Origin of the sequence: Parafrankia sp. EUN1f, from assembly GCF_000177675.1 — a bacterium.
Lineage (GTDB): Bacteria > Actinomycetota > Actinomycetes > Frankiales > Frankiaceae > Parafrankia.
Genome location: NZ_ADGX01000259.1, coordinates 1 through 7,658 on the forward strand (window position 1 = coordinate 1; position 7,658 = coordinate 7,658).

The window sequence follows — 7,658 nt, forward strand, 5'->3', positions numbered from 1 at the left end:
GGAGCCGCACCGGGCGGTGTGGATGCCGCTGGATGCCACCCCGGTACCAGACGGGTCGGTCGGGATCTACCGCGACGGCGGCGCCCGCATCGCCCAGGTGAACCCACCGTCCGACCTGCCCGGCGGCCGGTGGCAGCCGCACTTCGCGACCTGCACGGATCCGGATCGGTACCGGCGGCCGCGGACCTGAGACCCCGGCCCAGTCGAGGCCGGTGACACCACATAGCACGGAGAGGGAGGGGCGCGCGGTGAGCGCTGTGGAGGGGGCCGGCTCGCCCGGCTGGATCGTGTTCGTGGCTGGTGGGCGGTGAGCGTCCCGCTGCGCGTCTCCGTCAAGCTGCCCGAGACCGCTGAGGTGAACGGCCTGCTGGAGATGCTGTCGCGGTTCAAGCGGGCGGACCAGCATTCGTCGGTCCTGGCGATCGTGCGTCTTGACGTGGTCCGGCTGGTGACCCGCACCGAGGACAAACTGATCGTGCCCACGATCGAGATCAAGGAGGCCGAGCCCGAGGGTCGCGCGCTGCCCGCCTCGCAGCTGCGGGAGCTGATGGACCAGGCGCGGCACGCCCGTAACCGGGTGCCGACTCTGCCACTGGGCATCGAAGGGCTGGCCCTGTGATCCCCGAGTGGCTGGCCCTGCTCAACGCCGCGGTCGGCGCGTTCGGCTCCGGCCTCGCGCTGGCGTACGCGCTGCTGCGCGCCGGCGACGCCGCGGTGCGGTCGGTCCGGGCCGCGCGCCCGGTCCCGGCCACGCCGGCGGACGAGGGCACGGCGGACACGGAACCGCTGTCCGTGCTGCTGCCCCCGCCTCTGGCAGGTGAAGCGTGAGCCGGTCCTCGCGTCCGTCGTGGCTACCCGTCACAGCCACGGCCGCGACCCGCAGGCCCGACGCCGTCCCTGACAGCACCCGCGCGCTGGTACTCGCCCGCGCCGGAGGGTGCTGCGAATCGTGCGGCGCGGGACTCGTCCTGTCGAGCTACTCGATTCATCACCGTCGGCCGCTGGGTTCCGGGGGATCCCGCGCGGCCGACCGGCACTCCCCGTGCAACCTGCTCGCCTTGTGTGGCAGCGGCACCAGCGGATGCCACGGCGCCGTACACGCCAACCGGACGCACGCCCGAGACGCCGGCCTACTCGTCCGGCAGTCCGCCAACCCGGCCCGCGTCGCCGTGCAGCTGCACGGCGGCCGCCGCGTCCTGCTCACTGCCGCTGGCTCCTACGCCCCCGAGGAGGCCTCGTGACGCTACTGTTCGTCCCCGTCCAGTCCAGCGCGGTGCACGCGCACCGGGTAACCCGGGACATCCTCGGTCGGCATGTCGAGGCCTTCGCCGGCGCCGTCGCCCGCATCGGCCGCAGCGACCTGCCCTCCGGTGTGGTGCTGTCGCCGCCCGGCGCCGAACCGGAAGACGTCGCCGCCGAAGCGACGCTGGTCCGCGCGGGCCTGTGGCGCCCGGCCGGGATCACGTCTGCCGGACCGGCCTACTACCTCGACGGCTGGGACCTCGCCGTCGCCGCGATGCTGCGGGCGCGCGGCTGATGCCCTGGTTCCGTATCTCCGACGATGCCGCCGACCACCCGAAGGTCGTGGCGGCCGGCAACGAGGCGTTCGGCCTGTGGGCGCGCCTGGGTGCCTATGCCGCGAAGTACCTGACGAACGGATTCGTGCCTGCCGCGGTGGCGTTGCAACGCGGGCCGCAGGAGCTGATCGACCGTCTCCTGGCGGTGCGTCTGCTCGACCCTGCCGAGGGCGGCTGGACGATCCACGACTACCTGGACCACAACCCGAGCAGGGCCGAGCTGCTCGCCGCCCTGGCGGTGAAGAAGGCCTCCGCGATCAACCCCGACCTTCGCGGCACGGTGAAGCGACGCGACGGTGACCGGTGCCGCTACCAGGGATGCGGCCGTGTCGTGTCCTGGGGGGACCGCCGCACGATCCGTGGCGCGGTGCTCGACCTGGTCGACCCGGCCGCGGCGGTGAACGAGAACAACCTCGTGGTGGCCTGCCGCGGCTGTCAGAAGCGGCACGTCGGCCGGGCGGCCGAGGAGGCCGGTCTGGCGCTCGGCCCGATCCCGCCGCCCACCGGGCCCGGCCGGCCGACCCAGATCCGATCCAGAACCGATCCGGATCCTGTCCGGAACCGATCCGGAGCCGATCCAGATCCGATCCAGAAAGAAGCTGAATCGACTCCAGATCCGATCCGGAACCCAGGCCCATACCCATTCCCATCACCCCTTCGGGGTGGTGATGGGAATGGGGGACAACCTCCCACCGAACGCGAGCCGGTCCCCGAACCGCGTGCCGATCTCACGGTCGTGCCCGATGACGCTGCCGAACTTCGTGACCAGGCCCGGCAGACCATCGCCGCTACCGTCCGTCGCTGCTACGGCAAGAACCACGTCGTGGGGCTGAACGGCGCGAAGCGCTACCTGCACCCCGAACCCGCGGAGTCAGCGGCCGCGAATGCTGAGCCCCCGGCCATTCCTGCGGCCCCGGCGCCGGTCCCGGCCGCCCCGCCGGCCGAGCCCGCGGCCGCGTCACGCCTGCATCTGGTCACCACCAGCCGCCGCGCCCGCCCGCGTCCGCAGACCAACCCGCCGTGGCGCCAGCTCGCCCTGCGCCTGTTCCTGCAACCCGCAGCGCTCGAGCCGAGCCCACCAGCCCCGCAGGCCCAGCCGGAACTCCGGCCCGCAGCCGTCGCCTGACCCTTACGAGAGGAAAAACCTATGGATCATGACCACTTGATAGATCACACTTCCCGTAGGGAGGTGATCAGCCGTGTACTCGGCCCCCTACGTCGCGTCCGAGGACAGGCCCAACCCGGACGACACGCCCGCCACGCCACCGCCGGCGCACAGCCCGACCTGTACCGGCTGGACCGGAACGGACGACCAGGGCCGCCCCCGGCCGTGCCTCACCTGCCGGCCGTGGCTGCGCCGGCGCACCCGCCGGTCCCGCAGGCCGATCCGGACCACGACCTGCGGTTAACCGAGTCCGCTGGCTCCTGGTCCTGGACCTGCTGGACCTGCGGTACCGGCCGCATCTCGCTGCCGTCCGATGCCGCGTGCATCGCGGATCACGCCGGCATGCGCACCGCGCGCCACACCGACCCGCTGGCCACGCTGTCACCACTGCCCACCACCACGCCGCTCGCCGGCGAGCGGCATCTGTGGACGGTGCTGATCGACCGCGCCGGCGACAGCTGGAACGCCCGGGTCGCCGAGGAGGCCGGGGTCACCGCTGACGGCGACCGGCCCGACCTGGCACTCGCCGGCCTCGCGGTCGCGCTCCGCACCTGGCTCGCCTGCGGCGAACCCGCACACACCACCCTGCTCGGCGCCCAGCTCGCCGGCGCCGTGCTGTACCTGCCCGAACTCTGACCCCGCCGAAAGGCCCATGACCATGACCTGTGACAGTCGCTGGGACTGGCTCGCCGAGGACTACGTACGCCACTACTGGTCCCGCGTCGGCGCCAGCGTCCGTGTCGGCGCCCTGGCCCTCGCCGGCGGCGCCCTGCCTACCTGGCAGATCGCCACCGCCGCCGGAGCGGCCGGCCAGCCACTCCCGTACGCCGCCGGCACCACCACGGCCGCCGTCATCCTCGCCACCGTCGCCGGCGCCGAGGTCCACACCCGCCGCAGCGCCGGCGGCCGCGGCCTCCTGCCCGCCGCCGCGTTCCTGCTCCCGCTCGCACTCGCCGCCGCCTGCGCCCTCGTCGCGGTCGGCCCAGCCAGCCCGCCACAGTGGTGGAACAGCCTGCTCGCCGTGTGGCCCGCCGCCGCCCTCGCCGGGGCCGCGGCCTGCCGGCTCACCCGCCCCGCGCCCCGGCTCACCGCCGCCGAGCCACCCCCGAGCCACGCTGAGCCGGCACCTGAGCCGCCGGCTCAAACCGATGAGCCGGACGCTGAGCCGCAGGTCACGGGCACCAAGACCGCACGGCTCCTCACCCTCGCAGCCAAGATCCCCGACGACGACCCCCGCACCACCTCCGCCCGCGCGACCGACCTCGCCGCCCAGATCGGCATGCACCCCGCCACCGCCCGCCGCATCCTCGCCAGCGCGAACCGACCCACACCGGCCGGCTCAACACCGGCTCAGGCACTCAGCGCATGACCGCGAGCATCACCATCCCGAGCCGCGACGTGTTCGCCGACATGACCCGGCAGATCCTCGGCACGCACACCGAGTGGGACACCCCGCTCCACCACTTCATCTCCCTCACCTGGGACGGCACGGCGCTCAAGCCCTCCACCGCCGTCGCCATCACCACCGACATCCACCCCCGCGGCCACCCCCGCCTCATGGAGATAGCCACCCGCAAAGAGCTCGCCCGAGACCTACCCGTCCCGTACGCCTACGCCCTCCTCCACGAGGTGTGGGCCGTCGCCCTGCACCCGGACGCCAGCGCCGCCGAACGCGCCGAGCTCGACCGCGCTGCGCAACGCCGCGAACTCGACCAACACCCCGACCGGTACGAGCTCGCCGTCGTCTACTGCGTCGACATCCACGGCCGCCTCTGGACCGCCTCGAAACAACGCGGCGCCGAACACGACGGCGTCGACGAGCACTTCTACGGCGACCCCGACCACCCCCACGCACCGGGCGGCACCCTGATCCGGGCCTTGCGCGACTGCGCCGCCCTCGCGAAGCAGGCCCGGACATGATCCGCGCGGTCGCCCTGTTCCTCGGCCGGCGCCCCTGCCACCGAGCCGGATGCGGCCACCCCCGCCACACCCACCGCCACCACCGGCCCGGCAGCGACTGCTCCCTCTGCCCCTGCCCCGCCTACCACCGGCGCATCGGCGGCCGCCGATGAGGATCCGCATCGAAGGCGGCCGCGCCGAGCTCGACACCGCGCTCGACGCGCTGCGCCAGGCCCTCGACGTCCGTTCCGTCTCCCGGCCCTACCCAGGACGCGACCTCAGCACCCGGCGCCGGATCTACCTCGACGCCCGCGTACGCCAGCCCGAAACCACCGATCCGACCACCGACCACCGACAGAACAAGGCGGACACCCCATGACCGACCTCACCGGCCTACGCATCGTTCCCGACATCGAACGCGCGCCCTGGACCGACCTCACCGACGCGAAGGACGGCCGCCTCACCCGCATCGGCCTCCAGCGCAACGGCACCACCGAGGGTCGCGCCACCGTCGGCATCGTCGTCCAGCTCGACGACGGCACCCACGTCATCGCCCGGACCACTTGGCGACTCCTCCAGGCCGCCGTCCGCGGCCTCGCGGCCGGCCCCGTCGGCTCCGAGGAGACCCAGGACTGATGCACGACGACACCGAAACCACCCAGCTCGACGAGTGGATGATCGTCGAGCTGATGGGGCGTGTGCGTCGCGCCGGCCGCGTCCGCGAAGTCGAGGTCGCAGGCAAGGGCTTCCTACGCCTGGACGTCCCGAACGGCGACGGCTGGGCCACCCAGCTCATCGCCCCCGACGCCGTCTACGCGCTCACCCCGACCTCGGAGGAGACCGCACGGGCCGCGGCCGCCCGCTGGCAGCCCGAGCCCGTCCATCGCTGGGAACTCCCGGCCGCGCCGGCCCGCACCGTCGACGCCGACGACCACGACGACGAGGAGGCACCGTTCTGATGAGCAGCATCCCTCTGACCATCGACGGCCGGATGACCATCGAGCCCGCGGCCAGCATCGCCGTTGGCCGCGGCGCTGCGCAGCTCGACGTCTTCGCACCCGGGTGGGCCGAACGGGTCGACCCGGACGCCCTCGACAAGGAGACCGGCCTCGGCCCCGACGGGGTACTCGACCAGGTGTTCCGCGACGACTACAGAGCCACCGACTGGATACATCTGGATCGCGCGCCAGCCGGTAGCGCCTACCACTACGGCCTCATCCGCCTCGGACTCGTCCGCGACCGATCCGCACGCCCCCGATCCCAGCCGGCCGACGAGGTGCGCCCCGCCGACTTCGGGTACGCCGCCCCAGGCGATCCCGTCTTCTGGGCCGCGATGCGCACCCACTGGATCCGACACATCAAGGAACGCACCTCGGGCCACGCCGCACCCGCACCGGTCCGACCCTCATGGGTACGCCCGTCGGCCGTGCCCGACGACCACCCGCTCGACAGCACCGACGACGTCGCCCTGGCCCTCGGCGGCTCACCGAGCAGCTGGACCGCCGACCTGCTCAGGCTGTTCGCGAAGTCCGACCCCGAACGGCTCGCCTACCTCACCACCGCCGCCCCCTGGTACGCCCACGCCTACGGCTGGTGGAGGACGACCACCCCCACCGCGACCGCCGGCGAGCTGCTCGCCGAACTCGCCCGGGCGGAACAGGCGGCCGATCGCGGCGTCCCGGAGCCCGTCCGGGATCTCATCCTCGGCCTCTGGAACGAGAGCACGACCCGCGGGTGGGACTGCTATCCAGCAGTCGACCTCACCTCCGACCAGTGGGTCCACGCCTCCCTGACGTGCGAGCACGGCACCTACACCGCCGTCTCCGACGGATACGCCCAGCACGTCCAGGCCACCCAGCGCGCCGCCGACGCCTGGCGCGCCTCCCACCCGCCACAGGAGCGCGACAGTGCCTGACCCGCTCCCGATCGTCCCCGGGATGACATGCCACTGCCTGTGCGCCTGGCTCCACCCTGGCCAGCGAGACCTGTGTACGGACCGGTACGAGACCAGCAGGCCGCTTGTGACCGCGGCCGACGAGCGGCCTCTGCAAATGTGCCGGCCCTGCGCCGAGGCGTACGACCGGACGTCCGGCCCGGCTACCGCGCTCGGCCAGGCTCACCGCCAGCTCACCGCAGTGTTCGACGTCATCGATCACTGGCTCGAGCTGATCCGGATCATCACCCCGACCGCACTGCCCACGATCCGGCTGACGGCCGCGGCCGCCGAACTCCTGTCCGCGCTCGGCGCCGACCAGGCCGAGGTGCAGCGGCTCCTGGACCGCGCCCGCGCCACCGAACAGGCCGACCCGCGGCCCCGCGCCGGTAGCGAGCTTGCCGACCGCGACGACACGATCCTCCGGCTCGCCCGCCGGGTGCATTACCTCGAGGACGAGCTTGTCGACGCCTGGCATGACGGCCACCGCACCAGTGAGCCGCTCCGCGACGTCCTCGGGATGACCGAGGGCCAGTACGCCACCTGGGCATCCGCCAGACCGGAACAGGCCGCCGAAGCGCCACCCCCGGAACAGTGCCGCTCCTTCGTCATCCAGGACAAGGACGGCCAGGACGTCACGGTGACCGTCCTCGGTGCCCACGAGCTGACCGGGCAGGGCCGCGAGGCCCTCGGCCAGCTCGTCCGCGCCGCCGAGGAGCGGTTCCGTGCGGACCTCGATCCTCTGCTGCGGGTTGTCGCCGAGGGCGTAGCCGAGCGGGCGCAGAAAGAGGGCCTCACCCTTCGCCAAGCCGCACAGGCCGCCGAGGTGACGCCCGCCGCGCTGTCCCGCATTACCCAGGGCGTCGGTGGGACGACCTACGTCGACGACCTGCTCTGCCTGGCCTCCTGGGCCGGCCTCGACATCGTCGCCGTGCCCCGCGATGACGAGCCGTTCCAGGTACCACCGAGGCCCGAGAGCGACACCATCCACACCTGGTTTGGGCTGTCGTACAGCAACTACCTCGTGCTGCCCCGCTCCCTGCTGCAGTCCATGCCAGACCGCTGGCAGGAACCGTTCGTCCGG

Annotated in this window: 12 protein-coding genes and 2 pseudogenes; all 14 read left to right on the top strand. The window is 73.0% G+C overall.

Translation table 11 applies throughout. From position 1 onward, the window contains the following. Positions 1-190: pseudogene (locus FREUN1FDRAFT_RS37050) on the top strand (hypothetical protein); the annotation flags it as partial. Positions 191-307: 117 nt separating this feature from the next. Continuing rightward, positions 308-619 (top strand): hypothetical protein, encoded by a 312-nt coding sequence (locus FREUN1FDRAFT_RS37055; protein ID WP_006545559.1) that lies wholly within the window; start codon positions 308-310, stop codon positions 617-619. Further along, on the top strand, positions 616-828 hold the full coding sequence (locus FREUN1FDRAFT_RS37060; protein WP_006545560.1) for a hypothetical protein: 213 nt from the start codon (positions 616-618) through the stop codon (positions 826-828). Before FREUN1FDRAFT_RS37055 ends, FREUN1FDRAFT_RS37060 begins: the two co-directional genes overlap by 4 nt. After that, on the top strand, positions 825-1,241 hold the full coding sequence (locus FREUN1FDRAFT_RS37065) for an HNH endonuclease (protein ID WP_006545561.1): 417 nt from the start codon (positions 825-827) through the stop codon (positions 1,239-1,241). Before FREUN1FDRAFT_RS37060 ends, FREUN1FDRAFT_RS37065 begins: the two co-directional genes overlap by 4 nt. Then, complete coding sequence (locus FREUN1FDRAFT_RS37070; protein WP_006545562.1) at positions 1,238-1,537, top strand: hypothetical protein; 300 nt, start codon at positions 1,238-1,240, stop codon at positions 1,535-1,537. The genes FREUN1FDRAFT_RS37065 and FREUN1FDRAFT_RS37070 overlap by 4 nt, the downstream gene beginning before the upstream one ends. After that, positions 1,537-2,703, top strand: a complete 1,167-nt coding sequence (locus FREUN1FDRAFT_RS43240; RefSeq protein WP_006545563.1) for a hypothetical protein — start codon at positions 1,537-1,539, stop codon at positions 2,701-2,703. The genes FREUN1FDRAFT_RS37070 and FREUN1FDRAFT_RS43240 overlap by 1 nt, the downstream gene beginning before the upstream one ends. 381 nt (positions 2,704-3,084) lie before the next feature. Further along, positions 3,085-3,378, top strand: coding sequence for a hypothetical protein (locus FREUN1FDRAFT_RS44710; protein WP_006545565.1), 294 nt, complete (start codon positions 3,085-3,087; stop codon positions 3,376-3,378). A gap of 22 nt (positions 3,379-3,400) precedes the next feature. After that, positions 3,401-4,111, top strand: coding sequence for a hypothetical protein (locus tag FREUN1FDRAFT_RS37085; protein ID WP_006545566.1), 711 nt, complete (start codon positions 3,401-3,403; stop codon positions 4,109-4,111). Beyond that, entirely contained in the window at positions 4,108-4,662 is a 555-nt protein-coding gene (locus FREUN1FDRAFT_RS37090) for a hypothetical protein (RefSeq protein WP_006545567.1), read from the top strand. Before FREUN1FDRAFT_RS37085 ends, FREUN1FDRAFT_RS37090 begins: the two co-directional genes overlap by 4 nt. A gap of 148 nt (positions 4,663-4,810) precedes the next feature. Next, a complete protein-coding gene (locus tag FREUN1FDRAFT_RS37095) occupies positions 4,811-5,020 on the top strand; it encodes a hypothetical protein (protein ID WP_006545569.1) in 210 nt (69 codons plus the stop codon). Continuing rightward, positions 5,017-5,277, top strand: a complete 261-nt coding sequence (locus FREUN1FDRAFT_RS37100) for a hypothetical protein (protein ID WP_006545570.1) — start codon at positions 5,017-5,019, stop codon at positions 5,275-5,277. The genes FREUN1FDRAFT_RS37095 and FREUN1FDRAFT_RS37100 overlap by 4 nt, the downstream gene beginning before the upstream one ends. Then, entirely contained in the window at positions 5,277-5,600 is a 324-nt protein-coding gene (locus FREUN1FDRAFT_RS37105; protein ID WP_006545571.1) for a hypothetical protein, read from the top strand. Before FREUN1FDRAFT_RS37100 ends, FREUN1FDRAFT_RS37105 begins: the two co-directional genes overlap by 1 nt. Continuing rightward, the gene (locus FREUN1FDRAFT_RS37110) at positions 5,600-6,556 is read left to right on the top strand and encodes a hypothetical protein (RefSeq protein ID WP_006545572.1); all 957 of its coding nucleotides are present in this window, start codon (positions 5,600-5,602) and stop codon (positions 6,554-6,556) included. The genes FREUN1FDRAFT_RS37105 and FREUN1FDRAFT_RS37110 overlap by 1 nt, the downstream gene beginning before the upstream one ends. Further along, positions 6,549-7,658: pseudogene (locus FREUN1FDRAFT_RS37115) on the top strand (hypothetical protein); the annotation flags it as partial. The gene FREUN1FDRAFT_RS37110 and the pseudogene FREUN1FDRAFT_RS37115, both read left to right, overlap by 8 nt.

What these genes read in the sequence shown, in the direction of transcription:
- FREUN1FDRAFT_RS37110 (WP_006545572.1), top strand. Translation starts at nt 5,600, where the DNA reads ATGAGCAGCATCCCTCTGACCATCGACGGCCGGATGACCATCGAGCCC.
- FREUN1FDRAFT_RS37095 (WP_006545569.1), top strand. Translation starts at nt 4,811, where the DNA reads ATGAGGATCCGCATCGAAGGCGGCCGCGCCGAGCTCGACACCGCGCTC.
- FREUN1FDRAFT_RS37105 (WP_006545571.1), top strand. Translation starts at nt 5,277, where the DNA reads ATGCACGACGACACCGAAACCACCCAGCTCGACGAGTGGATGATCGTC.
- FREUN1FDRAFT_RS37100 (WP_006545570.1), top strand. Translation starts at nt 5,017, where the DNA reads ATGACCGACCTCACCGGCCTACGCATCGTTCCCGACATCGAACGCGCG.
- FREUN1FDRAFT_RS44710 (WP_006545565.1), top strand. Translation starts at nt 3,085, where the DNA reads ATGCGCACCGCGCGCCACACCGACCCGCTGGCCACGCTGTCACCACTG.
- FREUN1FDRAFT_RS37085 (WP_006545566.1), top strand. Translation starts at nt 3,401, where the DNA reads ATGACCTGTGACAGTCGCTGGGACTGGCTCGCCGAGGACTACGTACGC.
- FREUN1FDRAFT_RS43240 (WP_006545563.1), top strand. Translation starts at nt 1,537, where the DNA reads ATGCCCTGGTTCCGTATCTCCGACGATGCCGCCGACCACCCGAAGGTC.
- FREUN1FDRAFT_RS37090 (WP_006545567.1), top strand. Translation starts at nt 4,108, where the DNA reads ATGACCGCGAGCATCACCATCCCGAGCCGCGACGTGTTCGCCGACATG.